The sequence below is a fragment of the Marinospirillum celere genome (assembly GCF_900112235.1).
GTDB lineage: Bacteria > Pseudomonadota > Gammaproteobacteria > Pseudomonadales > Halomonadaceae > Marinospirillum > Marinospirillum celere.
Map to the genome: position 1 here is coordinate 267,051 of NZ_FOLH01000001.1, position 25,736 is coordinate 292,786.

The 25,736-nt window shown below is 49.9% G+C and carries 22 protein-coding genes; 20 read left to right on the forward strand and 2 right to left on the reverse strand.

Features of this window, described 5'->3' with window-relative positions; translation table 11 throughout:
* Positions 1-6 precede the first annotated feature (6 nt).
* The 11 genes from recR to BM185_RS01390 all read left to right on the forward strand — a co-directional run bounded on the left by recR (position 7) and on the right by BM185_RS01390 (position 9,487).
* Positions 7-621: a recombination mediator RecR gene (recR, locus tag BM185_RS01340; RefSeq protein WP_091958135.1), complete on the forward strand. Its 615-nt coding sequence runs from the start codon at positions 7-9 to the stop codon at positions 619-621.
* Positions 618-1,751, forward strand: coding sequence for a ribonuclease D (gene rnd, locus BM185_RS01345; protein WP_091958137.1), 1,134 nt, complete (start codon positions 618-620; stop codon positions 1,749-1,751). The genes recR and rnd overlap by 4 nt, the downstream gene beginning before the upstream one ends.
* A complete protein-coding gene (locus BM185_RS01350; protein ID WP_091958140.1) occupies positions 1,748-2,035 on the forward strand; it encodes a YcgL domain-containing protein in 288 nt (95 codons plus the stop codon). The genes rnd and BM185_RS01350 overlap by 4 nt, the downstream gene beginning before the upstream one ends.
* A complete protein-coding gene (locus tag BM185_RS01355; RefSeq protein WP_091958142.1) occupies positions 2,035-2,478 on the forward strand; it encodes a YcgN family cysteine cluster protein in 444 nt (147 codons plus the stop codon). The genes BM185_RS01350 and BM185_RS01355 overlap by 1 nt, the downstream gene beginning before the upstream one ends.
* A gap of 222 nt (positions 2,479-2,700) precedes the next feature.
* On the forward strand, positions 2,701-2,961 hold the full coding sequence (locus BM185_RS01360) for a hypothetical protein (RefSeq protein ID WP_143089461.1): 261 nt from the start codon (positions 2,701-2,703) through the stop codon (positions 2,959-2,961).
* 33 nt (positions 2,962-2,994) lie between these two features.
* Positions 2,995-3,657: a YEATS-associated helix-containing protein gene (locus BM185_RS01365; protein ID WP_091958148.1), complete on the forward strand. Its 663-nt coding sequence runs from the start codon at positions 2,995-2,997 to the stop codon at positions 3,655-3,657.
* Positions 3,658-3,714: 57 nt separating this feature from the next.
* A complete protein-coding gene (locus BM185_RS01370) occupies positions 3,715-5,703 on the forward strand; it encodes a vWA domain-containing protein (protein ID WP_091958151.1) in 1,989 nt (662 codons plus the stop codon).
* Positions 5,704-5,725: 22 nt separating this feature from the next.
* On the forward strand, positions 5,726-6,532 hold the full coding sequence (locus tag BM185_RS01375) for a class II glutamine amidotransferase (RefSeq protein ID WP_091958153.1): 807 nt from the start codon (positions 5,726-5,728) through the stop codon (positions 6,530-6,532).
* A 70-nt stretch (positions 6,533-6,602) separates the two neighbouring features.
* A complete protein-coding gene (locus BM185_RS01380) occupies positions 6,603-7,448 on the forward strand; it encodes an AAA family ATPase (RefSeq protein WP_091958156.1) in 846 nt (281 codons plus the stop codon).
* Between the two features lie 177 nt (positions 7,449-7,625).
* Positions 7,626-8,801, forward strand: a complete 1,176-nt coding sequence (locus tag BM185_RS01385) for a vWA domain-containing protein (protein WP_091958160.1) — start codon at positions 7,626-7,628, stop codon at positions 8,799-8,801.
* Positions 8,798-9,487: a metallophosphoesterase gene (locus BM185_RS01390; protein ID WP_091958164.1), complete on the forward strand. Its 690-nt coding sequence runs from the start codon at positions 8,798-8,800 to the stop codon at positions 9,485-9,487. The genes BM185_RS01385 and BM185_RS01390 overlap by 4 nt, the downstream gene beginning before the upstream one ends.
* On the opposite strand, the gene BM185_RS01395 is transcribed toward BM185_RS01390, so the two are convergent.
* Entirely contained in the window at positions 9,456-10,670 is a 1,215-nt protein-coding gene (locus tag BM185_RS01395; RefSeq protein WP_091958166.1) for an MFS transporter, read from the reverse strand. The genes BM185_RS01390 and BM185_RS01395 overlap by 32 nt on opposite strands.
* Before the next feature lie 70 nt (positions 10,671-10,740).
* Positions 10,741-11,214, reverse strand: coding sequence for a MaoC/PaaZ C-terminal domain-containing protein (locus tag BM185_RS01400; protein WP_091958170.1), 474 nt, complete (start codon positions 11,212-11,214; stop codon positions 10,741-10,743).
* Positions 11,215-11,422: 208 nt separating this feature from the next.
* Here BM185_RS01400 and BM185_RS01405 point away from each other — a divergent pair, with 208 nt between their 5' ends.
* The 9 genes from BM185_RS01405 to BM185_RS01445 all read left to right on the forward strand — a co-directional run bounded on the left by BM185_RS01405 (position 11,423) and on the right by BM185_RS01445 (position 25,736).
* Complete coding sequence (locus BM185_RS01405) at positions 11,423-13,054, forward strand: acyl-CoA synthetase (RefSeq protein WP_091958174.1); 1,632 nt, start codon at positions 11,423-11,425, stop codon at positions 13,052-13,054.
* 168 nt (positions 13,055-13,222) lie between these two features.
* Positions 13,223-14,857 (forward strand): AMP-binding protein, encoded by a 1,635-nt coding sequence (locus BM185_RS01410; protein WP_091958177.1) that lies wholly within the window; start codon positions 13,223-13,225, stop codon positions 14,855-14,857.
* Positions 14,858-15,061: 204 nt separating this feature from the next.
* A complete protein-coding gene (locus BM185_RS01415; RefSeq protein ID WP_177203435.1) occupies positions 15,062-16,441 on the forward strand; it encodes a GGDEF domain-containing protein in 1,380 nt (459 codons plus the stop codon).
* Positions 16,442-16,467: 26 nt separating this feature from the next.
* Positions 16,468-17,916, forward strand: a complete 1,449-nt coding sequence (locus BM185_RS01420; RefSeq protein ID WP_177203436.1) for an ABC transporter substrate-binding protein — start codon at positions 16,468-16,470, stop codon at positions 17,914-17,916.
* A gap of 66 nt (positions 17,917-17,982) precedes the next feature.
* Positions 17,983-21,903 carry an ATP-dependent RNA helicase HrpA gene (hrpA, locus tag BM185_RS01425; RefSeq protein ID WP_091958184.1) on the forward strand — a complete coding sequence of 1,307 codons (3,921 nt, stop codon included), beginning with the start codon at positions 17,983-17,985 and terminating at the stop codon, positions 21,901-21,903.
* A 66-nt stretch (positions 21,904-21,969) separates the two neighbouring features.
* Positions 21,970-22,890: a serine aminopeptidase domain-containing protein gene (locus tag BM185_RS01430; protein WP_091958187.1), complete on the forward strand. Its 921-nt coding sequence runs from the start codon at positions 21,970-21,972 to the stop codon at positions 22,888-22,890.
* 32 nt (positions 22,891-22,922) lie between these two features.
* Positions 22,923-24,044 carry a beta-ketoacyl-ACP synthase III gene (locus tag BM185_RS01435; protein ID WP_091958190.1) on the forward strand — a complete coding sequence of 374 codons (1,122 nt, stop codon included), beginning with the start codon at positions 22,923-22,925 and terminating at the stop codon, positions 24,042-24,044.
* 19 nt (positions 24,045-24,063) lie between these two features.
* Positions 24,064-24,840, forward strand: coding sequence for an MlaA family lipoprotein (locus tag BM185_RS01440; RefSeq protein ID WP_091958192.1), 777 nt, complete (start codon positions 24,064-24,066; stop codon positions 24,838-24,840).
* 104 nt (positions 24,841-24,944) lie between these two features.
* Positions 24,945-25,736, forward strand: coding sequence for a PP2C family protein-serine/threonine phosphatase (locus tag BM185_RS01445; protein WP_091958195.1), 792 nt, complete (start codon positions 24,945-24,947; stop codon positions 25,734-25,736).

Sequence of the window (25,736 nt, forward strand, 5' to 3'; positions counted from 1 at the left end):
TGACTCATGCAATTCAGCCCCCTGATAGAAGAAATGATCCAGGCTCTACGCTGCCTTCCCGGCGTAGGGCCAAAAAGTGCTCAACGCATGGCCATGTACCTCTTGGAAAGAGATCGCAAGGGTGGGGAAACGCTTGCCAATACCCTGAGTCGTGCCATGGCTGAAGTGGGGCACTGTGAAAGTTGCCGTACTCTCACTGAAGAAAAACTCTGCCGTGTTTGTGCCAGTGGTAAGCGCAATCATTCAGTTGTTTGTGTGGTGGAAACACCAGCCGATATGCTGGCTCTTGAGCAAACCGGTGCCTATGATGGCCGCTATTTCGTCCTGCTTGGACACCTCTCACCTTTGGAAGGCATAGGCCCGGATGATTTGGGATTTGATGAACTCCTGCAAAAACTCAAGGACGAACCTGTGGAAGAAGTGATTCTCGCAACCAACCCGACCCTGGAAGGGGAGACGACGGCTCAGTATCTGGTTGAGTTGCTGGCTCCTTTGGATGTCAAAGTGACTCACTTGGCCCAGGGCATTCCTCTGGGTGGTGAGCTGGAATACCTGGATGGTGGAACCCTGTCGCGTGCTTTTGCGGGACGTCGGGGCTTTGATCAGGAGGCTTCTTCATGACCTCAACACCCGGCCTGCCCCATATCTGGGTTGATCAGGACACGCAGTTGGCAGAACTCTGTGAGCACTGGCAGACAGCGGATGAGCTGGCGATGGACACGGAGTTCATACGTACTGATACCTTCTTCCCGCGCCCAGCTCTTTTTCAAATTGGGGATGGTGCCGCCTGCTATCTTTTAGATGTGCTGGCACTCACTAACCTGGAGCCCCTTAAAAAGCTCTTGTCAGTTGGGCCTTTAAAGGTTTTTCACAGTTGTTCCGAAGACCTGGAAATGCTGAATCATTGGCTGGGTGTTTTGCCTCAACCGATGGTGGATACCCAGCTGGCAGCAGGTTTTGCACTTAAAGATGCCGGTAAAGGCTACCAGCGACTGGTTGAGGACTTGTTAGGTATTCATCTGGAGAAGGGTGAAACACGTTCCGACTGGTTGCAAAGGCCTTTAACTCCCGCTCAGGAAAAATATGCTGCTCAGGATGTTGAGTATCTTTTACCCCTCTGGCAGGAATTGAAAAAACGCCTGCAAGATCAGGGCTGGCTGGATGCAGTTTTGGAAGAAAGCCAATGGCAGGTTAGTGAAGTGGCTACTCAGGAAAGTGGCCAATCCTGGTTGCGCCTTAAACAAGCCTGGCAACTGGATGCGCGTCAACTGGCTATTCTGCAAGCTCTTGCCGACTGGCGCGAAGAAACTGCGCGTACCCGTGACCGCCCACGCAACAGGGTTGCCAGTGATGTGCTTCTACAAGCCTTGGCCAGCAAGGAACCCAGTCATCCGGCAGCCATGACTGGCTTGCCCGAAGCTTCACCTGGCTGGATCAAGCGCTATGCACAAGAAGTGCTGCCCATTATTGCTGAAGCGGGTAAGATCGAAGAGGCTGCTTGGCCGGAAACCCGCATTTCACCGCTTAGCAGGGAATATAAACAGACTCGAAAACAGCTGCGTCAAGCGCTTGCTGAGCAAGCCGAAAAACTCGATGTGCCCCAGGAATTGTTAGCCAGACGCAAGCAACAAGATGCTTGGTTGCACGAGCTTTTGAAAGAGCGCAAACCTGAGTTGCCGGCTGGTTATCCAGCCTGGAAGCAGGGTGTGCTTCAGGAAGCTTTAAACTCCCTTAAGGTTGATGAATCATGAGAGTGCTGACAGAAATATTCCGTAGTCCCCGCCAGGACGAAATGTATCTTTATGTCGATAAAAAGCGGGGCCTAAAGGATTTGCCCGAAACCCTGATGGAACATTTTGGCAAGCCTGAAGCGGTGATGACTTTGTTATTGACTCCAGAGCGTAAGCTGGCCCGCGTCGAAGCTAAGGAAGTATGCAAGGCGCTTGTCAGCAAGGGCTATTATCTGCAAATGCCTCCCGCAAAAGAAGAGTATTTGCTGGATCTGTACCGCGCACCAACGGAAGCCCGTTACTGATGCGCGAGAAGTTCTGGACGCTGCCTTTGCAAGAGCTGACATCAGCAGAATGGGAAGCTCTTTGTGATGGCTGTGGACGCTGCTGCTTGCACAAGTTGCAGGACGAAGAGGATGATCGGGTTTATTATACGGATGTTGCCTGCAGGCTTTTTGATCCAGCCAGCTGCCAATGCAGTAATTATGCTTTAAGGTTGAAGCAGGTGCCGGACTGCATGTCGATACGCGATGAAGGTGAGGAAGTTTTTCAGTTTTTACCATCAAGTTGTGCGTATCGTCTCCGATATGAAGGAGAGCCCCTGCCTTTTTGGCATCCGTTGGTTAGCAAAAATGACCAAGCTATGCGTTTGGCTGGAATCAGCGTTCAGCAGCGCGTGGTTTGTGAAACGAGCCTGGATGCAGATGCTGATCTTGAAGAAAGGATTATTCACTGGGTTGTAGCTTGAAATGCCTAGTAAAAAAGATTACAGCCTGTTTCTTTTATTATTCGGCTGATGTCTCTAGTATGAACAACTTACACTTACTTGATCTAAATGCGAAAAAATTAACTCATGGAAAGTCTTGTACTCCTTAGCTGGCTTGCCTACTTACTCTGTGGCCTCCTGCTGCTGCTTGCCAGTTGGAAGTTGCTTTACTGGCTTCCCTTTGGCGTGAAAAGCAGTATATTTTTGTCACAGGTCGCGATCCTGGTTATCCCTGCGCCTGTTGTTAACGAGGCTTTAGCTCCAGCGTTTATTGTTGTTGTCTTGGATCTGCTTTCAGGTGTCCCTGCCAGTATTTGGGTTGAAAAAGCGTTACCCTTGATTTTGGCATTGGTTGCCGCCTGGCCTTTGGGGCTTGCCTGGGGTTGGATAAAAGCGAAACGTGAAACGAGCCAAGTAGAACAAAAATCTGAAGCTGATGAAGAAGATGCTTCCCAAACCAACTGAATGAATATAACCAGTAAACACAGGAACTGAGTAATGGTCGGATTTGTAATTATCTTAACCCTGGTCATGTTGATTGCCGGCGTCTTTGGCGGCCTGATTAACTTCTATCTTTTGAATCAGAATAACAAAGACACCACCGGGATGCTGCGGTGCGTTGTAGTGGGTGTCGGTGCTGCCTTTCTGGTTCCCGTTGTTTTGGATTTGATTGGCAGCAGTATTATTAGCCAAAGTCAGTCTGATCCAGGCCAACTACTTATCTATACGGGCCTTTGCTTGATCGCAGCCATCGCTTCGCGCGTTGTTGTGACCAATAGCCAGGATCGTGTTCGTATGGCCGCTGAAGCAGCCAAGGCAGATGTTGAAAATCTGCAAGTACAGCTGCGCCAACTTCAGAACAGCCTACAGCCATTGATAGAAACTGAAACGGAAATGGAAACCACACGTGAAGAGGAATCCGAGATTATGGATAGCCTTGACGTGGCAGCAACTCAGGTGCTGAAAGCCCTGGGTACTGGCCGTTATATTTTCCGTACTCAGGAAAGCCTACTCAATGAATTGGATATGCCTGAACAGGATGTCATGAAATCCTTGCAGATTCTTGCTGGTAAAGGCTTGGCAGGTAAGGTCAATTCTGAATGGGGCCTGCGCTGGCACCTGAGTGAACGTGGACGTCGCCTGGCAGAAGCCAGCGTATAAGACTAAAGTGAAGTATCTGCTTCACTCTGGGGGAAAGCGATGCCTGGATGGAAAATAATGAAAAAAATCTTCTTGCTGCTGATCTGTCTCAACCTGCTGATTGTTGGCAAGCTGCAGGCAGCTGAACAAACCGACGTGCGTTTGGTGGTCGACATATCAGGCAGCATGAACTGGACGGACCCGAACAACCTTCGCATTCCCGCAACTCACATGTTGATAGACCTGCTTTCGGAAGGAACTCAAGCAGGCATCTGGACTTTTGCCCGCCAGGTTAACATGCTGGTCACCCACGCGCAGGTGGATGAGGCTTGGCGTGAAGGGGCCAGGATTGAAGCTGAAAAAATCAACTCAGTTGGTCTCTATACCCATATTGATAGAGCTATCGAAACGGTAACCTGGGATGCCGGCTGGGATGTCGACCGTGAACGACACATTATTCTGCTCTCAGATGGGTTGGTCGATATTTCTCAAGCGGAAACTGAGCGGGAGCGCAGCCGAGAAAACCAGGAATCCCGTGATTACCTCTTGCGTGAGCGTCTACCTCGTCTGGTTGAGGCTGGGTATACCTTGCATACCCTGGCGCTATCTGATGAAGCTGATCACGACCTGATGGCTACCCTGGCACAACGCAGTGGTGGTTTGCACGCGATTGCCTATGAAGCTGAAGATTTGATGCCGTTACTGTTGCAGATCTTGAACCGTATGGTGGATCGAGATCAGGTTCCTTTAGATGGGGATCGTTTCAGTATCGATTCCTTGATCAGTGAGTTTACCGTACTCGTTTTTCACCAGGAAGACGCCGAGGTAGTACTAAGAAGTCCAGATGGAGAAGCCTATACTGCATCCTCCTCCTCTGACCAGGTTCGCTGGCATAGTAATTCACGCTATACGCAAATTACGGTTGACGAACCTGCAGCGGGTACTTGGCAAATAGAAACCCCGGCTCATCCGGATAACAGGGTGACGGTGGTTTCAGATTTGAAACTGCGTACCAATGGCTTTCCAGCAACGGTTTATCGCGGCTTCCCTGACAAGCAACAAAACCTACAGGCCTGGTTTACTGAAGAGGGTCAAAGGGTCGATCGGAGAGAATTTTTACGCCTCTTGAATGCGGAAATTCGGCACCATCAGGGCGACCTTTTGTTGACTGAGCAAAGCATGAGCTTTAATGAAGGCAGCTATGATTTCCGTGGCAGCTTGACTGAATTCACCGAGCTAGGTGAGCAGCAGGTTACCATCCTTGTGGATGGCAATACCTTCCAGCGCCAGGTCAGGCATAGTTTTAACGTTCAGGATGTCGTAGCTGCTTATCTGCAACTTCCGGAAGATGGTGGCATTCCTCGGGTTATTTTGCGTGCTCAGCATCCAGAGCTAGATCCGGCTGAAGTTGGCTTCACAGTCTCGGCTAATGCTGCCGCCCAGCCGGTTCGCTATCGCGGTGATGGTGAATGGGTTGTGGACTTGAGAAACCTGGAACCTGATCAGGACTACGAAATCGAGGTAGAGGTAGAAGGTGAGCTCAGAGGCGAAAGACTGAGTGTTGAACTGCCACCCTTGTTCCTGGAAGCAGGAAGCCTTCGTACTCTTGACCGTCAGGTTGAAGAGCTGACAGAAGAGTTGCCAGCCTTTGTCCAGCCGATAGAACCCCGTTTGCTGCCACCGGTTCTACCGCTTCCAGAACAGCCAGTGACTGAAGTCCGGCCTACTGAAGCACCAACGCCTGAGCCTTTAGAGCCGATGCCTGAACCAGAACCCCAGGCTGAACCTGAACCTCAGCCAGAAGCGGAGGCAAGCGAACGCAGCTTGTTTGAGTTGGATTTCTCACCCATACGTAGCTGGGATGATCCACGGATGCTTTGGGTTTATGTGGCCCTGGGGATTGCCAATATCCTCTTGTTTGCTTTTGCGTTCATCATGTATCGAGGTTTTGTAAAACGCCGCCAGCGTCGTCATGATGCTCGTGAACATGATGATGAAGAGGGGCCGGAGATAGACGATCTTGAATTTGATCTTGATGATGAGCTGGAAACCGATCTGCAACGCTAAGCTTTCAGGAGGCTGCCGCTGAATGTGTGAACTCCTGGGAATGAGTGCAAATGTGCCGACGGACATTACCTTTAGCATGGCTGGCTTTTTACGTCGCGGGGGGGCAACAGGCCCTCACCGTGATGGCTGGGGCGTTGCCTTCTATGAAAATGAAGGCTATCGGGAATTCCGTGATCCTCATCCATCTATAGAGTCACCTGTGGCCCGGTTAATGCTGGATTATCCGATTAAAAGCAGGATTGTCATCAGCCATATCCGCCAAGCCAATGTCGGCGAAGTGAACCTGAGTAACACCCATCCTTTTTCACGTGAGCTTTGGGGGCGTAACTGGTGTTATGCTCATAATGGTCAGCTCACTGGGTTTCGTCAGGAATTGCCATTAAGCTTTTATCTGCCGGTAGGAACGACTGACAGTGAATGGGCTTTTTGCTGGTTGCTGGGTGAAATTCGTCGCCAGTACCCAGAGCCCCCTGAAGACCCTTCGGCGCTTCAGGAATTGATTCACCAGTCTTGTGAAAAGTTAAGGAGTCTGGGTGTTTTCAACCTGCTGTTTTCAGACAGCCAACACCTCTATGCCTACTGCTCAACCAAACTGGCCCATATTACCCGGCGGGCTCCCTTTGGGCCGGCGCTGCTCAAGGATACTGAGTTGGAAGTGGATTTTTCTGCTTGCACCACGCCTAGAGATGTTGTCAGTGTTCTGGCTACTGAGCCGCTAACCACCAATGAAACCTGGCATATCATGCAGCCAGGAGAAATGGTTGTATTCAAAGATGGCGAAGTGATAACAGAACGCTTTAGTCATTCTTCGCCTTCAATCAGAGTTTGAGTGCTCCCCTTGCAGCGGGGTAGACTCTCCACGAATTTCCATCCGTTTACTCTAGGACTTAGACGAAATTATGCAATTTACCGGTACTGATAACTACGTAGCGACAGAAGAGCTTCAAGTGGCTGTTAATGCAGCCAAAACCCTGCAGCGCCCTCTGCTGATCAAAGGTGAGCCAGGAACGGGTAAAACCCTGCTGGCTGAAGAAGTGGCTGCGGCTCTTGATATGCCACTGATCACCTGGCATATCAAGTCGACCACCAAGGCGCAGCAAGGCCTCTACGAGTATGATGCAGTCTCTCGCCTGAGAGATTCCCAATTAGGTACTGATAAGGTACATGACATCAGTAACTACATTGTACCTGGCAAGCTGTGGGAAGCTTTTACCAGCGAAAAGCCAGCAGTGCTTCTGATCGATGAGATTGACAAAGCCGATATTGAATTTCCCAACGATCTTTTGCTGGAACTGGATCGTATGGAATTCTATGTTTATGAAACCCAGCAGACGGTGAAAGCGCATCAGCGTCCCTTGGTTATCATTACTTCCAACAACGAAAAAGAACTTCCAGATGCTTTTTTACGGCGTTGCTTCTTCCACTACATTCGCTTCCCAGATAAAGAAACCATGAAGCAGATCGTGGAAGTTCATTTTCCTCAGGTTCAGCAAAAACTGGTACAAAAGGCGTTGGAAGTTTTTTATGACCTGCGTGATGTGCCTGGTATCAAGAAAAAACCCAGTACCTCTGAATTGGTGGATTGGATTAAATTGTTAATGGCTGATGACCTGGCTCGTGAAGTCCTGCTTGAGAAGGACTCAGCCAGCGCTGTGCCTCCTTTGTGCGGTGCCCTGGTAAAGAATGAACAGGATGCCAGCCTGTTGGAGCGGTTGGCATTTATGATGCGGCGTCAAAATCGCTGATTCTGCTTTGAGGTTTCTCGGCCGTACACTTTAGGCGCTTACGGCAAGGTTGCCTGTGCAAGCAAAGCCATGAAGGCGCAGCGCGGGAATTCAGGCTTGGATGGCCTGACTGACCGATAAAACAGGCTGCCTTGCCAAAGTAAGTGCCAGCAATAACTCCCTATTTGGTTTGCTATTATGTTGATTGATTTTTTCCAGGAAGTCCGAGCAGCAGGGGTTCCAGCAACGCCTCGTGAATTGCTGGATCTAGTGCGTGCGCTTGAAGCAGACTTGGTTTTTGCTGATGAAGAAGACTTTTACTTGTTGGCGCGTACCTGCCTGGTCAAGGATGAAAAGTATTATGATCGTTTTGATCTGGCTTTCTCCAGCTATTTTCAAGGCATAGGCAGCCTTGATGAGCTTCTGGAAAAAGTGATCCCGGATGACTGGCTACGTAAAACTTTCGAGAAGTATTTAAGCGACGAAGAAAAAGAAAAAATCAAAAGTCTGGGTAGCTTGGAAAAACTGATGGATGAGTTTAAAAAGCGCCTTGAAGAGCAGGAAAAGCGCCATGCTGGCGGTAATAAATGGGTGGGCACAGGTGGCACTTCACCCTTTGGCCACAGTGGCTACCATCCTGAAGGTATACGCGTTGGTGGTGAGTCGAAAAACCGCCGGGCAGTGAAGGTATGGGAAAAACGCGAGTTTCGTAATCTGGACGATTCGCAAAGCCTGGGAAATCGCAATATCCAAGTCGCCCTCAAGCGCCTGCGCCAGTTTGCGCGAACCGGTGCCAATGAAGAACTGGATTTGGACGGAACCATCAAGGCAACGGCACGTAATGCAGGCCACCTGGACCTTAAAATGGTGCGTGAAAAGCATAATTCAGTGAAAGTACTTCTTTTGCTGGATGTTGGTGGCTCTATGGATGATCATATTGAAATGCTGGAAGAGCTGTTCACTGCCTGCCGAACAGAGTTTAAGCACCTGGAACATTACTATTTTCATAATTGCCTTTATGAATCCGTATGGAAGGATAATAACCGCCGTTTCAATGAGCGCACACCCACCGTGGATTTACTGCACAAGTATGGGCCGGATTACAAAGTTATCTTTGTGGGTGATGCCTCCATGTCACCCTATGAAGTGGCTATGCCAGGTGGCAGCGTTGAGCATTTTAATGAAGAGCCGGGACAGGCTTGGATCAAACGGGTCACGGATACTTGGGATAAGGTTGTCTGGCTGAACCCTGTACCTCGTAAATATTGGGAATATACACAATCCATCGGTATGTTGCGCCAGCTGATGGGCGACCGTATGTATCCACTAACTTTGGAAGGGCTGGATGCTGCCATGCGTGAGCTGGTTAAGTGACTCGGGTTCTTGATATCTTGCCAGAAAACCCTCAGGGCAAAGACTTCCTGGTAGGCGACCTTCATGGCTACCTTGATGAACTGCTAGAGAAACTTAACATCAGTGGATTTGACCCTTCGTGCGATCGTTTGCTTGCTGTGGGCGACTTGATTGATCGTGGACCCGATTCTTTGGGTTGTTTGGAATTGCTCAAGGAGCCCTGGTTTTTTTCCGTTCAGGGTAATCATGAGCGCTTTTTAGTTGCCAGTATGGCCGGTGACACGGATGCTCAATTAATCTGGCTGCTTAATGGCGGGCGCTGGAGCAAGCACTACTCGGAAGCTAGGTTGCTGGAAGCCGCTGAGTTGATAGAAGATAAAATGCCTTTGGCGTTTGAGTTGGGTTTCAAGGCCCAGCGTTTGGGCATCGTGCATGCAGAAGTACCCGAAGATGATTGGAATATCTTAAGATCCTGGCAAGGGCCACCTGATGCCAGCCTCTTGGAGTTTACGACCTGCCGACGCACACGCCTGCGGGTCGGGTTACAAAACCCAGTGAGTAATATAGACCAGGTTTTTTGTGGGCATTCCTTGGTTGAGCAACCCCTAACCTTGGGTAATGTGCACTACCTGGAAACAGGAATTTGTGCCTCTCAGCTAGGTGGCTATCTGACACTTATTGAGGCGCGTGATTTGCTGCTTCCCTGATTGGTTGCAGAGCCAACAGAATGGCAAAAACCACAAAAGCTAGCATCCCCATTAATAGAGTGACAAAGCTCACTTGCCAGTCCAGTAAAAAACCCAGCAAGGCTGGTGCTATGGCAGTGGAAAAGACCATGCAGGCTGATTTCACCGAACGTACTCTACCCAGATGTTCACTTCCCCAAAGGCTTACCAGCAAGCTGTCAAGAATTGGGCCTTGCATGCCCATAGCAAAACCTGCGCCCAGCATTAACAGCCAAATCCCCCAGTTGCCTTGTAGCATAGAGGCAGCTAGTAGCCCGAGAATAAAAGGGATCAGGTAAACACGCGCCAGGTGTTCCACGCCCCACTGATCAACCCAGCGACCACCCAAGAGAGCGCCTGGCAAGCGCGCGACCCCCATACCCGTCAGGGCCAGGGCATAGGTGGTTAGAGAGGCATTCAAGTCATGGGTTAGTTGAGCCTGATAAATAAAAATCCCCGTCATGATAATCGGCAAGGCAAGTAACAAAGGCAACAGCAACCAGAAGCGTAGTTCTTTCAGTGGGTTGGGGCCGCGCGGCTTTTCTCCTTTGATGGGCGCTTGCTGGGGTGCCTGCGGCCAGGGAGCCTGAAACCAGGCCCAGCACCAAAAGATTAGAAAAATCGCGAGTAGCAGCCACCAGAGCTGTTGCCAGCCCAGCCATATCAGGAGCAGGGCAACAGCCGGAGGTAGTAGGATTTCACCCAGCGGCATTCCCAGACTTACCAGCCCCAGAGCGCGACCACGGTTGTAGGTGAACTCACGACCTGTCAGGGTGCTGCCTAGATGAGTCATCAGACCTTGACCGCAAAGACGAACCAGACCCAGCCCAATTAGAGCAGCCCACCACCAGGGAGCTGAGGTCAGCAAGAGCACCCCTAGAGTCAGCCCTAATAACACTAGTAGGGCATAGCGTCTAGGAGCGACCCAGTCGATACTTGGGCCTAGGCGTAGTACTAAAAAGCCGCTGACCAGAGTGACCGCAGCATAAATACTGCCAAACTGCCCTGCGGACAGATTAAGCTGCTCGCTCAGGGGTGCTTGGAACAAGCCAATAAAGAAACTCTGACCGAGGTTGCCGGTGAAAACCGCTAGGAAAGCCAAAGCTAGAAAGCCAAAATGTTGGCGAATAAGAGTCAGGTAGCCAGAGCCAGTTGAGGAGATCATACAATCTTGCGCCAGAAAAAAACAAAAACCCCTGAAACAGGACCAGGGGTTGTGGGTTCTCAGTGACTCTTTAGCCTATCTTAATTTCAGGCAGCTCGGGGGCGTCTAACTCAGCCTTATCAGTTGGTGCGATTACCTTAGCGGTGCCTGTTACTACCTTTTCGCCTTTTTGATTGGTCACCAGGCAATCCAGAATCACAATTTTTTTGGCATCCTGCTTTTCTTTAACGGTCAACTGCACCGTCAGAGTGTCGTTCAGTTTTACTGGGCGGCGGAAGCTCAGTTCCTGACCAAGATAGATGGTGCCAGGGCCGGGCAGGGTTGTGGCCAGGGCGGCAGAAATCAGAGAGCCGGACCACATGCCATGAGCAATGCGCTCACCAAACATGCTGGTTTTGGCAAATTCTGCATTCAGGTGAACGGGATTAACATCACCGGAAACAGCAGCAAAAAGCACTAGTTCTTTTTCGGTTAGAGTTTTCTCGAAAGTTGCTGTATCACCTTCCTTAAGGGTGTCATAGGGCCGGTTGACCAATTTGCTCATCGTCTTTTCCTTCTGTTTTTTGATGTAAACCTCTTGGCAGAGGATGGTAACTCTTGGCATGATTGAAAGCCAGTCGAGCGCTTGCTAGGTTAGCTGGCAATACGACAAGGGTCGTATTTTTTTTGCACTGCAGCATAAGGCTAAATGAGCAGTACTTAAACTAATTACAACTCAGTTAATTTACCCGGACACTAAAGAGGCCACTTCTATGCAGCACACCAACATTTATAATCTGGGTTTGGACCCAAATACTGCCAATTTTGCAGCCCTGACGCCCATTTCCTATCTGCAAAGAGCAGCCAGCGTCTATCCGAACCGTATTGCTCAGATTCACCATGATAAAACAAAAACCTGGTCCGAAACCTACCGGCGTTGTGTGCGTCTGGCTTCAGCTTTGAACAAGGCTGGGATAGGCGAAGGTGATACTGTTTCTTTCATCTCACCCAATATCTATGCGCTGTTTGAAGCCCATTTTGGTGTACCCATGTCTGGTGCGGTATTGAATGCCATCAACACTCGTTTGGATGCGGAAACCATTTCTTTTATTTTGCAGCATGCCGAAACTAAGGTTCTTTTTGTTGATCGTGAATTCTCTGAAGTGGCTTCACGTGCCGTTAAGATGCTGGGTTCCGAGCGCCCCCGATTGATCGATATTGATGATCCCTATTTTGAAGGGGGAGAACTGATCGGTGAAATGGACTATGAGGCTTTTCTGGCAACTGGTGATGAAGACTTTGCCTACTCCCTGCCAGCTGATGAGTGGAATGCCATTGCTTTGAACTATACCTCGGGTACAACAGGTAACCCGAAAGGCGTGGTTTATCATCATCGTGGTGCCTATTTGAATGCAGTATCCAATGCCCTGTCCTGGAACATGGGGGAGCACCCTGTGTATTTGTGGACGCTGCCTATGTTCCACTGTAACGGCTGGTGTTTCCCCTGGACGCTTGCTGCCACCGTGGGGACCAGTGTCAGCCTGCGCCATGTGCGTGCTGATGCCATCTATGGTGCGATTAAAGAGCATCAGGTTAATCACTTCTGTGGTGCGCCTATTGTCCTGAATATGCTGAACAATGCTGAAGCCAGTTTGAAGGCAGGTATAGAACATCAGGTTAAAGTGATGACAGCCGGTGCCGCGCCGCCTGCTGCAGTTATTGAAGGTATGGAAAACATGGGCTTTAGCGTCACCCATGTTTATGGTTTGACTGAAACCTATGGCCCCTGTGTCGTTTGTGCTTGGCATGACGAGTGGGATGACAAGGATATTTCCGAGCGGGCTCGCTTAAAAGCTCGCCAGGGCGTTAAGTCACCCATGCAGGAAGGTTTAATGATTGCTGATCCAGAAACTCTGGAACCCGTTCCTCAGGACGGAAAAACCCTGGGTGAAATCTTCATGCGCGGCAACCTGGTTATGAAGGGGTATTTGAAAAACCCCAAGGCAACGGAAGAGTCTTTTGCCGGAGGCTGGTTCCATTCTGGTGACCTGGCAGTTTGGCATCCGGATGGCTATGTAGAAATTAAAGATCGCTCAAAAGATGTCATCATTTCAGGCGGTGAGAACATCTCTTCCATTGAGGTTGAAGATATTCTCTATCGTCATCCAGCCGTTTCTGAAGCTGCCGTTGTGGCACGCCCTGATGAAAAATGGGGTGAGACTCCCTGTGCTTTTGTGAACCTGAAGGCAGGTGCTGAGGTGACTGAAGAAGAGATTATCGACTTTTGCCGAAACAACATGGCAAGATTCAAAGTCCCTAAAACTGTGGTCTTTGGGGAGTTGCCCAAGACGTCTACGGGCAAGATTCAGAAGTTTGTGTTACGTGATCAGGTCAAGAGTCTCTAGGACTACTTGAACACTTGCCGTTACTAAGCCAGCCTGGGAAAGGCTGGTTTTTTTTTGTGCAAAAGTTTATAGTAATACAAACGTTTGAATTGGTGTTCGTGTTAAGAAAGTAACTATACTCTGCAAGGACACGCTTGCTACCAATAACAACAATTGGCGAGGGCTGATATGACTGATATAGATTTAGGGCGGTTTCAATCGATTTTGCAGGTTTTTGATGAATCCTGTGAGCGTTTTGGAGACAAACCGGCATTTACCTGTATGGGTAAAATGATCACCTACGGTGAGCTGGAAGAAAAAAGTCGTCATTTTGCTGCCTATCTGCAAAATAATACCGATCTTAAAGCTGGTGATCGCATCGCGATTCAGCTCCCCAATACCCTGATGTTTCCAATTGCTGTTTTTGGAGCTTTGCGTGCGGGTTTGATCGTTGTTAATACTAATCCCTTGTATTCTGAGCGGGAAATGGAGCACCAGTTTAATGACTCAGGTGCTCGGGCTTTGGTTGTGCTAGCAAATATGGCTCATAGCGTAGAAAGAGTCTTGCCGCACACGCATCTGAAGCATGTTTTTGTGACTGAGCTGGGTGATATGCACTCAGGCTTCAAACGGGTGCTGATCAATTCAGTTGTGAGGTATGTCAAAAAAATGGTTCCGGCCTTTAACCTGCCTCACGCCATTCCTTTCCGTAAAGCTTTGCACCAGGGGCGCAAGGGTCACTGGGTGCCTGTTGAACCTACCCTTGATGATATTGCTGTACTTCAATACACGGGGGGCACTACCGGTGTTGCCAAGGGCGCGATGCTGACCCATCGCAATCTGGTCGCTAACATGCTTCAGGCGCGGGAAGTCATCAAACAGGTTCTGGATGAAGGAAGTGAAAGTGTTGTCGCTCCTTTGCCCATGTATCACATCTATACCTTTACCGTGAACTGCATGGTAATGATGGAGTTGGGTAATCACTCTTTGCTGATTACCAATCCACGTGATCTGCCTAACTTTGTTAAGGAGCTTCAAAAGCATAAGTTTACTGGCTTTGTTGGCTTGAATACCTTGTTTACTGCTTTGTGCAACCGTGATGACTTCAAGGCGCTGGATTTCAGTAATCTGAAATTGACTATTTCCGGTGGTATGGCCTTAACCAAAGCGGCTGCTGAACGCTGGAAGGAAGTAACCGGTTGTGATATTGCAGAAGGCTATGGTTTAACTGAAACCTCGCCTGTGGCGACTTTCAACTCACCTAAAGAAATTCAGCTGGGTAGTATTGGTAAGCCAGTTCCCAGCACGGAAATCAAAGTAATTGATGAAGAGGGCCAAGACTTACCCCTAGGTGAAGCCGGTGAGCTTTGTATTCGTGGTCCTCAGGTCATGAAAGGCTATTGGCAGCGTCCTGATGAAACGGCAAAGGTGATTGATGTCGATGGCTGGTTCCGTACTGGTGATGTCGCTGTGATTCAGGAAGATGGTTATGCCAGGATTGTGGATCGTAAGAAGGATATGATCAATGTTTCTGGCTTTAACGTTTATCCCAATGAAGTTGAGGATGAAATTGCTTCTCACCCAGATGTTCTGGAAGTGGCAGCCGTGGGTGTTGGTGATGAAAAAAGCGGTGAGGCTGTTAAGGTCTTTATTGTTTCACGTAACCCTGATTTGTCAGCAAAAGAAATTAGAGACTGGTGCAAGGAACGCCTGACTGGCTATAAGCTCCCAAAAATCATTGAATTTAGGGATGAGCTACCTAAAACCAATGTTGGTAAGGTTTTGCGCCGCCAGCTTCGAGATGAAGAAAAACAAGCGAGCTAAAGTTTTAATAGATTTAGCTAAGAACCCCGGATCTTTCGAGATCCGGGGTTTTTTTTGCGCTATTTAATGTTTGTTTTTTGGCTTACTGTACTGAAATAAAACGCAATCAATAGTTACTTAAAGCAGGCTCTTTAGGCTGGGTTTATTAGTAATAAGCATATAAGATGGATGTGGTATCTAGCTTTTTCATGCAGAGTGTTGGCTATGTCGGTTCTTAAATATGGATTAACAACAAAAATTGCTCTGCTGACGTTAGCCGTCGCTCTGGTGCTTATGGCTGCAATAGCCTTGGCACTCTTTTCTTTCAAGCAGTACCGCACGACACTCAATGAAGTGGCAGACCGGGAGCTTCAAGCATTAATGACCGCGACCCGTCTTGTTCAACAAGCAGAAAGCCTAGTAAACGCCAGTGCCATGCTGCTTTTGGCAGAAAACCATTTCAGCCGCCGTCAAGCTGTTTTTGAAGTAGAAGACCGTCAGGAGTGGATAGGACGTCTGGTCACCGATTTATCTACCTATCCAGGTGATCAGATCGACTTTCAAGCCATTCATCAAACCAAAGATGAATTGGTTGGTAATCTTGCCAGAATGAATACTCTGGTAGAAGAAAGGATCAACTTGCGGGCTGATGTCTATTTTCGTGATCGGACCAGCCAACAGGACCTTGAACGCCTGGAGCTGATAGATGCTGAAATCGGCGAGATGATCAGAGCTAATCGTGAACTGTCGCAGGATTTAACCGTTACTGTGGGGCACCAAGTCAGCCTGATACGCTCCTCTATTTTGAGCAGCGTGGAAACTATTAATCAGGGAATGACACTCAGGCAAACCTGGCTGCTCTACTCGGGTATTCTGGCACTCTTGGTTGTATTTCTAACCGCTTTTTATATCAACCGCTCAGTGGTACAGCGCATTATCAATCTACAAAGAGCACTTAGCCTTGATCGGCCCAGAGCTCAAGATGTGCCTGTTGAGGGGGATGACGAAATTGCCTGGATGGCTCAATCCATTCATCGCTATGTCAACAAAATTAATGCACACGAAGGCCGGATTATGGAGATGAATGAAGAGCTCTCTTTTCTGGCCACCCATGATGCTTTGACCAAGCTTTACAACCGACATTACTTTGATCGCCACCTGAATCAGTTGAGTCAGAAGGATGAGTCAGAATCCTTTTGTATAGCAATGCTCGATATAGATCATTTTAAATCCATTAATGATAACCATGGGCATGACGCTGGTGATCAGGTGATTCGTATGCTCGCTGAAGAGCTCAAAGCGGCTTTGCCGGAAGCAGCCATGGTGGCGCGGGTAGGTGGTGAAGAGTTTGCGGTGGTTTTTCAGAAACTGTCACTGAAAACAGCCAGTCAATATCTTGAGCGCCTGCGCCTGCAAATAGAACAATTACCTATTCATGTTGCCGGTGTGGATCTTCGAGTGACGGCCAGTATAGGCTTGGCGGGTTATTGTCAGGATAGAGACTTGATTGCCTGCTTGAAGAGTGCTGATATGGCACTTTATGAGGCCAAAAGGCTGGGGCGTAATCAATTAGTGGTGCATACAATCAGCAAGGAGGGGAAATGAGGAATTGGTTCTGCAGGAAGCGCTGGTTGCTGCTTGTTGTTTTATTCATGCCTACCTTGGCTGTTGCTGACCGGGTACGAATTGAGCTGCACTTGATGCCGCCACACCTGGACCCGACCCTCACACCTTCCGCAACAGTTTCTGAGGCAACCTACAACAATATTTATCAGGGTTTGACCCGTATTAATCGTCATGGCGAAGTGAAGCCAAATCTCGCCAGCTCTTGGGAAGTCTCAGAGGAAGGACGGGTTTATACTTTCACTCTCCAGCCTGGAGTGCGCTTCCACAATGGCCAGCCATTTAATGCAGAGGTGGCCGCCTTCAGTTTAGAGCGCCTTCTGGATCCAGCCACTCAAAACCCTCAGCGCCATCTTTTTGCACATATTCAAGAAATACAAGTAGTTTCGCTTCTGCGCCTGCAAATACGTTTGCAAAGGCCGGATAACCTTTTGCTGTTCAGGCTGGGCTTGGCTGCAGCGGTTATGGTGGAGCCAGAATCAGCCGATAATAATAGTCGCCACCCCATAGGGACAGGTCCCTATGAGTTTGTTTCCTGGCTAGAGGGTCAGCCTTTGGAGTTGGCGGCTTTCCAAAATTACTGGGGTGCTCAGCCACGGATTCAACGAGCCAGTATTAGCTTTACCAGTAATCGCATTGAGCTGGAAGCCAGCTTATCCGAAGGAGCTATCGATTTGTATCCGAATATTAGCCCTTTGGAATCGGTTGTGCGCTTGGCCAGTCGTGGAGACTATGTTCTTTATGATGGTTTGAGTGAAGGGCAAACCCTGCTGGCTTTCAATCATCAGCATCCGGCTTTGGTAGATCGGCGTGTCCGGCGGGCAATAAATCATGCGGTAGATAAAAAAGGCTTGCTGGATATTTATCCCAAATCCAACCCTCCCTTGATAGGCAGTCACTTTTCCCCTTTGCATCCTGCCTACCTGGATTTGTCGGATAGGTATCCCTATGATCCCGGCAAAGCCAAGAAGCTGTTGGCAGAAGCGGGTTATGCCTCAGGGCTGGAGTTAACCTTTAAGGTGCCTCCTCCTTTGTATGCCCGGCAAGCCAGTCTCCACCTATCTGCTTATCTGGAAGCTGTAGGCATTCGGCTGGATGTGCAAAGAGTTAGTTGGTCAAAATGGTTGGATGAAGTGTTTTATGGCAAAAATTATGATCTGACGGTTGTGGCTCATGTTGAACCCTTTGATATCGATATCTATGCTCGGGATGATTACTACTTTAATTATCATAACCCCGGGTTTGACCAGCTTTGGAAGCAAATAGAGCAGGAACAAGATGAAGCGAAAAGGAATCACCTGCTCCAGCAAACTCAGCTCCTATTGGCTGAGGATGCGGCCCATGTTTTCCTGCATATCAAACCCCAACAGTCCATCCGTAAGAAAAATTTGAAGGGCTTCTGGGAAAATTCACCTGTACCCGCAGTCATCTTGGAAGAGCTTTACTGGGAAAACTGATGTGTCTTTTTGGCTGGAGGGCTAATTGCTTTATACTGGCGGATTTTCCACCGCCAGCGAGTTGTCATGTCCCAGCCGGATCAGCCTCCCTTTACTAAACCTATGTCGCCACAGGAATTGCTGGATGCTTGTCTATTGAAAGATCGGCATCCTTTAAAGCGGCGCTGGCAGGCGGCCCGCAAAAAGGCGGGAGGGGTTGATGAGCGGCTGCTGCAGGCCCTTCAGGCTTCAGTAGCTCAGGTCGAAAAACGCCGTGCGGTCTGGCCGAAAATCGACTACCCGGATTTGCCCGTCAGTGATCAGCGTGAAGCCATTCAGAAGGCTCTAGCTGACAACCAGGTTTTGGTGGTGGCTGGGGAAACCGGCTCGGGCAAAACCACCCAGCTTCCTAAAATCTGCCTGGAAATGGGCCTGGGCGCTCAGGGGCTGATCGGTCATACCCAGCCTCGACGCCTGGCCGCCCGCTCAGTGGCGCAGCGCCTGGCGGAGGAACTGCAAGTCCCCCTGGGTCAGCAGGTCGGCTATCAGGTGCGCTTTCAGGATCAGCAGACGGACACCACGCTGGTCAAGCTGATGACAGATGGCATCCTGCTCGCTGAAACCCAAAAGGACCCTTTTCTTAACCGCTATCAGGTCATCATTATTGATGAAGCCCATGAACGTAGCCTGAATATTGATTTTTTGTTGGGGTATCTGAAGCGACTGCTGCCCAAACGCCCGGATCTGAAGTTGGTGATTACTTCGGCCACCATTGATGTCGAGCGCTTCTCCCAGCATTTTAGTAACTGCCCGATTATTGAAGTCTCAGGCCGAACCTATCCGGTGGAAACCCTTTATCGCCCGCTACTCAGCGAAGACCCCGATACCGAAGACCTGACGCAGCAGGAAGGGATTCTCGAAGCCCTGGAAGAAATTCAGACCCTGGAAAGGCAAAAAGGCTGGTTGCATGGCCCGCGGGACGTACTGGTGTTCCTGCCGGGTGAGCGGGAAATTCGTGAAGTCGCTCATCTCATTCGTCGTCAGCAGGGTTCCGGGCGTTTTCGCGATACGGAAGTGCTGCCACTCTATGCGCGCCTACCCGCATCCGAGCAGCAGCGGGTGTTTCAAACCCATTCGGGACGGCGCGTAGTGCTCACCACTAATGTTGCTGAAACCTCGCTGACGGTGCCGGGTATTCGCTATGTGATTGATCCGGGTACAGCGCGGATCAGCCGCTACAGCTATCGCGCCGGAGTGCAGCGCCTGCCGATCGAGCCGGTGTCCCAGGCCAGTGCCAATCAGCGCGCTGGGCGCTGTGGGCGGATCGCTGAAGGCCTGTGTATTCGTCTCTATAGTGAAGAAGATTTTGTCAGTCGCCCTGAATTCACCGAGCCTGAAATTCGTCGCACCAACCTGGCGGCGGTCATCCTGCAGATGCTGTCCCTGCGTTTGGGCGCGGTGGAAGACTTTCCTTTTGTGGAACCACCGGATAGCCGTTTCATCAAGGATGGTTTTCGCCTGCTGTTTGAGCTGGGCGCGGTCAATGCCAAAAACCAGCTGACCGGCCTGGGTCGTAAACTGGCCCGCCTGCCGGTGGACCCGCGTCTGGCGCGTATGCTGTTGGAGGCTGATCAACGTTCCTGTCTACAAGAAATGCTGGTGATTACCTCGGCACTCAACCTACAGGACCCGAGAGAAAGACCCGCCGACCATCAACAGGCGGCCGATCAGGCTCATGCCCAATGGAAGGACCCGGATTCGGATTTTTTGGCCCTGGTCAATTTATGGAATTTCTACGAGGAAAAGCGTCAGGAGGTATCCGGCAACCAACTGCGCAAGGACTGTAAAAAACTGTTTTTATCCTACATGCGTATGCGCGAATGGCGGGATACTCATCGCCAGCTCAAACTCCTAGCGAAAGAGTTGGGCCTAAAAGAAAACACCGAGCCAGCCAGTTATGCTGCCCTGCATCAAGCGCTGCTTTCTGGACTCCTGTCCAATATGGGCATGCTACAGGAAAACAAGGAATACCTGGGCGCGCGCAATCGCAAGTTTTTCATTCATCCCGGCTCCAAAGCGGGCAAGAAAACCCCGAAGTGGATCATGGCGGCTGAACTGGTCGAAACCACCCGGCTGTTTGCCCGCATGATCGCCAAAATTGACCCGCGCTGGGCCGAGCCCCTGGCAGAGCATTTGGTCAAATGCAGCCATTCCGATCCCCACTGGGAAAAGAAAGCGGCGCGGGTGGCGGCTTTGGAAAAGGTGACTTTGTTTGGTTTGCCACTGGTGACCGGGCGCAAGGTGGATTTTGGCAAGATTCAGCCAGTCGAGGCGCGTGAGCTGTTTATTCGCTCGGCATTGGTAGAGGGACAGTATCAGACCCGTGCTCCTTTTATGGCACACAACCAGGCGCTGTTGAATGCTGTTCAGACCTTGGAAGACAAGGCACGCAAGAAAGATATTCTGGTCGATGATCAAGTGCTCTATGACTTTTATGATAGCCGTATCCCGGAAGATATCAACAAGGGCGCCAGTTTTGAGTCCTGGCGCAAACAGGCCGAGCAGGAGCAGCCGAATTTATTATTCCTGACCCGTGAAGCCCTGCTGGCAAGGACGGCTGATGAGGTCACCGCTGAAGCCTACCCGGATACTCTGCGCTGGGAAGGGGTAGAATGGCAACTGAGTTATCACTTTGCACCGGGTGAAGCCGATGATGGGGTCAGTATTACTGTACCGGTTGCCATGCTGGGGCAATTACCGGAAGGGCGTCTGGAATGGCTGGTGCCTGGGCTGTTGGAAGAAAAGTGCCTGGCCTTAATGCGTGGCCTGCCCAAGGCGGTCCGCAAAAATTTTGTTCCCCTGCCGGACTATGTGCGTGCCGCTCTGGAAGCCTTGGTCCCAGATGACCTACCGCTGGGCAAGGCGTTGGGGCTCTTCCTCTACAAGATCACCGGCAATCGCATAGACGAAGCCCTGTGGCAGCAGGTGGACTTGCCTGATCACCTGCGCATGAACTTCAAAGTCGTGGATGCTCAAGGTAAGCCTTTGGGTCAGGGGCGGGACCTTGCAGCGCTGCAAAAGCGCTTCGCCCGGCAGATGGAAGCAGGAACTCAGGCCCTGGATGCCGGTGATTTACAGGTCACTGGGCGAACCGACTGGGATTTTGCTGATTTACCGGAACGTCTGGAACAGGTCCAGGCCGGGGTTAAGCTGCAGGCCTTTCCCGCTTTGGTAGATGAAGGTCAGAGTGTTGGCGTGACCCTGGTTGATAGCCAGGAAAAAGCCCGCATGGCCACAGAAAAAGGGCTGGTCCGTCTGGCCCGCCTAAGCTTGCCGCAAAAGGAAAAATACCTGCAAAGCCAGCTGCCGGGCTTGAAGAACCTGCAGCTGCTCTATGCCAAAATCGGTAGTCGCCAGCAGCTAGTGGATGACCTGCTGGATACGGCATTGCGTGAAGCCCTTTTTCAAGGAAAGGATGCACCCTGGCCACGAACCGCCGCTGATTTCTCGGCCTGGCTGAAAAACCATGAAGCCGATTGGGTACCCAAGGCAACCGAAAAAGTTCAGCAGGTCGAGGCCGCGCTCAAGGCCCAGGTCCCTCTGGCAGCTCAGCTTAAGGGCAAAATGAATCTGGCCCTGGCGCTGACTTTCAAGGATGCTCAGCGGCAGCTGGCGCGACTTTTTTATCCTGGCTTTATCTGGGATTCCGGTCACTGGCTGCAGCATTACCCGCGTTATCTCAAAGCTTTGGAGCTACGTTTGGAAAAAGCGGCTCGGGACCGGCTTAGAGACCAACGCAATGCTGATGAAGTGGAAGCCTGGTGGCAAGCCTGGGAAGCTCGTTATCAGCAGCTTTTGCCTAAGGGTGAAGTGAGTCGTGAACTCATGGATTTTCGTTGGTTGCTGGAAGAATACCGCGTATCTCTTTATGCTCAGCAGTTGGGGACCAGTGAAAGTATTTCTGCCAAGCGACTTAAAACCTACTGGAGCCAATTGGTTACTGATTGACAGGTTTATCACTAAGGCTTTACGTGGGATAATGCAACAACTGAGCCATGGAACCAGGAAACACGAATGACATCCACAAGTCGATCAATTATTGAAGAACGCATTAATCTGCCGGTTGCGGGCCGTCAGTTTGCTCAGTTGGTGCGTATCTATCCAGCAAAATCTGCAGGTCAGGCTGTATTTATGCTGCATGGTCTGATGGATGACTCAACTTGTTTTCATAATGCTGGCAACCGCAGCGGCTTGGCTTATGTGCTGGCCAGAGCAGGTTATGATGTCTATCTGGGCGAACTGAGATCGCGTCGTTTGGACGGCAAGATACTGAAGGAGCATGATTTTGGTGTCGAGGAAGCTCTAACCCAGGATCTGCCCAAGCTGGTCGAAGCCGTTAATAAAAGAGCCCAACCTGGCCCGCAAGTCTGGGTAGGCCAGGGTTTTGGCAGTTTATTATTGACCAGCTTTTTAGCACGTAACCCCAGCTATCTGACTTCCCTTCAGGGCCTGGTACATTTTAGTCCTTTCCGTGAATCCCAGCCGGCAGGGCGGCTCAAACATTTTTGGATTAATTGGCTGCACGTCAGGGGTGTGAAGGTGATTAGTCGCCTACTGGGCTATGTTCCCGCCGTCAAACTAAAGCTGGGGCGGTGCAATGAAAGCCAAAGCTTTTATTTTGATGCACTGAACTGGCTGGACGCGCCCTGGGTTTCCCCCAAGGGTTTTGACTATGCTGCAGCAGTTAAGGCTCTGGACTGGCCACCCAGTTTGTATTTTGCCAGTCTGTATCAATCTTGGCGGGCCAGCGATGCTGATGCCCGTGCTTTTATGTTTGATCTGGGTGCTCATAATGGGCGCCTGATCAAATTGGGTCGCAGAGTAGGTAATCAGCAAAACTACAAGCGTTCTCAACTGTGTCTGGATGAAGCAGCTGAACAGGATTATTTTCCAGTTCTGCTTAACTGGCTGGCTGACCTGCCTGCTTCTGACTAATCATTTCTTATTATTCTATTTCAAGGCATTCTATGAAATCCGTTTACATTACCGGTAGTGGTCTTTTCACTCCTGAGCAGAGTATCAGCAATGCAGAATTGGTCGCTGCGTTTAATACCTGGGCCGAAAGCTGGAATGCAAAAAATGCTAAGGCCATAGAAGCTGGTGAGATGACAGCTAAAGCCCTGTCCAGCGTTGAATTTATTGAAAAGGCTTCGGGAATTAAAAGTCGTTATGTACTTGATAAAAAAGGTATTCTTGATCCTGAGCGCATGAAGCCTTGGTTGCCGGAACGTCCTAATGATCAACCGAGCGTTCAAGCAGAAATGGCTGTTAAGGCAGCTGAACAGGCGCTTAATCAGGCAGGTATTCGAGGTGATCAGCTGGACATGGTGATTCTGGCCTGCTCCAACCCGCAACGTGCCTACCCGGCCGTGGCGATTGAAGTCCAGCAACTACTGGGTGCCGGCGGTTTTGCCTATGATATGAACGTGGCCTGCTCCAGTGCGACCTTTGGTATTCAGGCTGCTTGCAATGCCATACAAACAGGGCAAGCCAGTCGTGTGCTGATGGTGAACCCTGAAATTTGTAGTGCACACTTGAATTTCTGCGATCGTGACAGCCATTTTATTTTTGGTGATGCTTGCACTGCAGTGGTTCTTGAAGCTGCTGATGTTGCTCAAGCGTCTGATGCTTTTGAAGTCTTTTCCAGCAAGCTGCTGACCCAATTCTCTAACAATATTCGCAATAATGCTGGTTTTCTGAACCGCTGTGATGAAAGTGGTTTGAATAAAGCGGATAAGCTTTTTGTTCAAGAAGGTCGCAAGGTGTTTAAAGAGGTTTGCCCGCTGGTTGCAGAAATGATCACTGAGCAGCTGCAAGTCAATGGCCTCCAGGCTGAAGACCTGTCTCGCCTCTGGCTGCATCAAGCTAACCTCAATATGAATCAGTTGATTGCGCGTCGCGTTCTCGGCCGGGAGGCTTCAGAAACAGAAGCCCCTGTTATTCTGGATCGCTATGCCAACACCAGTTCCGCTGGCTCCATTATTGCTTTTCACCTGCACAGAGATGATTTGAAGACAGGTGATCTGGGTGTCATCTGTTCTTTTGGTGCGGGTTATTCTGCAGGCTGCTTGCTAGTCAAGAAAGTTTAATGCTGGCAAGGAGTGCTGGATGAAAAAGGCCGCATGGCTGTTGGTGCTGCTCTTGTTGTTGACCGGCTGCGCCGCTCAGCAGGAAATCCCTGAAAGCGTTGAAGGAAGTCCTGAGGAGGAAGAATGGGAAGCTCATCCAAGGGACCCTTTTGAAAACTGGAATCGCCGGGTGTTTGCATTTAATGAGACCCTGGATGCCTGGATTATTAAACCGACTGCCAAGGGCTATAAGGCGGTCACGCCGCAATTTGCTCGTACTGGTGTTCGCAATTTTTTCAATAATCTTCGTGAGATTTCTCAGTTCACCAACAACCTACTCCAGGTAAAACCAGCGGCTGCTAGCAAGGATGCGGTGCGTTTTGCCCTGAATACTACTCTGGGTTTGGCGGGCTTCCTGGATGTGGCCACGCCCTTGGGTTTGCCCCGAAGCCAGGAAGACTTTGGCCAGACTCTGAGTGTTTGGGGTGTGCCTGAGGGACCCTATGTGGTTTTGCCGGTTTTTGGCGGCCAAACCTTGACCCACGCGGTGTCTTTGCCGATCGATTATCGTTTGAACCCCATGGCCTATATTGATCACCCCTATATCGAATATAGCCTTTGGGGTGTTTATGGTATACAGGTTAGAAGTGATCTTTTAGAAGCAGAGCAGCTGATTATGGGCGACCGCTATTCCTTTATACGGGATGCCTACCTTCAAAGGCGCACTTTCCTGATTAATGACGGAAAAATGGGTGCTGACCCTTTTCTTGACGATGATTTTGATGATTTCGACTTTGATGATGCCTTTTCAGATTAAAAACCCAAGAAAAAAGTATAACTTGGCTTGCTTTCGTATGTCAGTCGGATTACCGTTTGAAGTAATAAAGCTTGCTAGAGGCAGTGAAACAGATTGAGGCGCATATGAGAAAATCTCAGCAGGAAGCAGCCTTAACGTATCAGCAGGAACTAGAACAGGAAAATGCTGATCTTAAAACTGCTTTGGCAATGCTGCGTCAGGATCAGCAGGCTGGCTATCATGTGCAACAGTCTTTGTTACCGGCGAATCCAACACAGCTGGATGCTTACCGGTTGGATTACTGGCTTAAGCCCTCTCTTTACCTTTCAGGTGATTTCGTTGATTGTTGGGCTCAGGGTGAGCATCAACTTTTGTTCTATCTTGCCGATGTATCAGGACATGGAGCTTCTTCAGCATTTGTGACTATACTTATAAAGTATTTGCTGGGTAAGTATTGTGAACAAGAGGATTTTAGTCCTGCGCAGCTGTGTATGCGAGTTAATGAAGAGCTCTTGGCTGGAGGACTGGATAAGCATTTGACACTGGTATTGGGCTGTTTGGATACGCAAACTGGAAACCTAACCTATGCCTTGGGTGCTCATTTACCCGTCCCTCTGCTGATTGATGCAGAAGGGGAAGTCAAAGAGTTAAGTGGAACGGGAATGCCTATAGGCCTCTTTCCAGATGCCCACTATAAGGATTACACTTGCCAGTTCCCTCAAGGGGGCCGCTTGTGTATAGCCAGTGATGGTATCCTGGAGCTTTTACCCGGTCAGGGTCTGGAAGAAAGACAGCAATACTGGCATCGCTGGGTTGTTGAGACGGGTGGCAACTTGGAAGCTCTGTTGGAGCGTTTGCCGGTTGCCGAAGGCAGCTGGCCTGACGATGTGACCCTAATGACGATAACTGGTTGTTGA

Coding starts and splice junctions, on each gene's coding strand:
- recR (WP_091958135.1), top strand. CDS start 7: ATGCAATTCAGCCCCCTGATAGAAGAAATGATCCAGGCTCTACGCTGC.
- rnd (WP_091958137.1), top strand. CDS start 618: ATGACCTCAACACCCGGCCTGCCCCATATCTGGGTTGATCAGGACACG.
- BM185_RS01350 (WP_091958140.1), top strand. CDS start 1,748: ATGAGAGTGCTGACAGAAATATTCCGTAGTCCCCGCCAGGACGAAATG.
- BM185_RS01355 (WP_091958142.1), top strand. CDS start 2,035: ATGCGCGAGAAGTTCTGGACGCTGCCTTTGCAAGAGCTGACATCAGCA.
- BM185_RS01365 (WP_091958148.1), top strand. CDS start 2,995: ATGGTCGGATTTGTAATTATCTTAACCCTGGTCATGTTGATTGCCGGC.
- BM185_RS01370 (WP_091958151.1), top strand. CDS start 3,715: ATGAAAAAAATCTTCTTGCTGCTGATCTGTCTCAACCTGCTGATTGTT.
- BM185_RS01375 (WP_091958153.1), top strand. CDS start 5,726: ATGTGTGAACTCCTGGGAATGAGTGCAAATGTGCCGACGGACATTACC.
- BM185_RS01380 (WP_091958156.1), top strand. CDS start 6,603: ATGCAATTTACCGGTACTGATAACTACGTAGCGACAGAAGAGCTTCAA.
- BM185_RS01385 (WP_091958160.1), top strand. CDS start 7,626: ATGTTGATTGATTTTTTCCAGGAAGTCCGAGCAGCAGGGGTTCCAGCA.
- BM185_RS01395 (WP_091958166.1), bottom strand. CDS start 10,670: ATGATCTCCTCAACTGGCTCTGGCTACCTGACTCTTATTCGCCAACAT.
- BM185_RS01400 (WP_091958170.1), bottom strand. CDS start 11,214: ATGAGCAAATTGGTCAACCGGCCCTATGACACCCTTAAGGAAGGTGAT.
- BM185_RS01405 (WP_091958174.1), top strand. CDS start 11,423: ATGCAGCACACCAACATTTATAATCTGGGTTTGGACCCAAATACTGCC.
- BM185_RS01410 (WP_091958177.1), top strand. CDS start 13,223: ATGACTGATATAGATTTAGGGCGGTTTCAATCGATTTTGCAGGTTTTT.
- BM185_RS01415 (WP_177203435.1), top strand. CDS start 15,062: ATGTCGGTTCTTAAATATGGATTAACAACAAAAATTGCTCTGCTGACG.
- hrpA (WP_091958184.1), top strand. CDS start 17,983: ATGTCCCAGCCGGATCAGCCTCCCTTTACTAAACCTATGTCGCCACAG.
- BM185_RS01430 (WP_091958187.1), top strand. CDS start 21,970: ATGACATCCACAAGTCGATCAATTATTGAAGAACGCATTAATCTGCCG.
- BM185_RS01435 (WP_091958190.1), top strand. CDS start 22,923: ATGAAATCCGTTTACATTACCGGTAGTGGTCTTTTCACTCCTGAGCAG.
- BM185_RS01440 (WP_091958192.1), top strand. CDS start 24,064: ATGAAAAAGGCCGCATGGCTGTTGGTGCTGCTCTTGTTGTTGACCGGC.
- BM185_RS01445 (WP_091958195.1), top strand. CDS start 24,945: ATGAGAAAATCTCAGCAGGAAGCAGCCTTAACGTATCAGCAGGAACTA.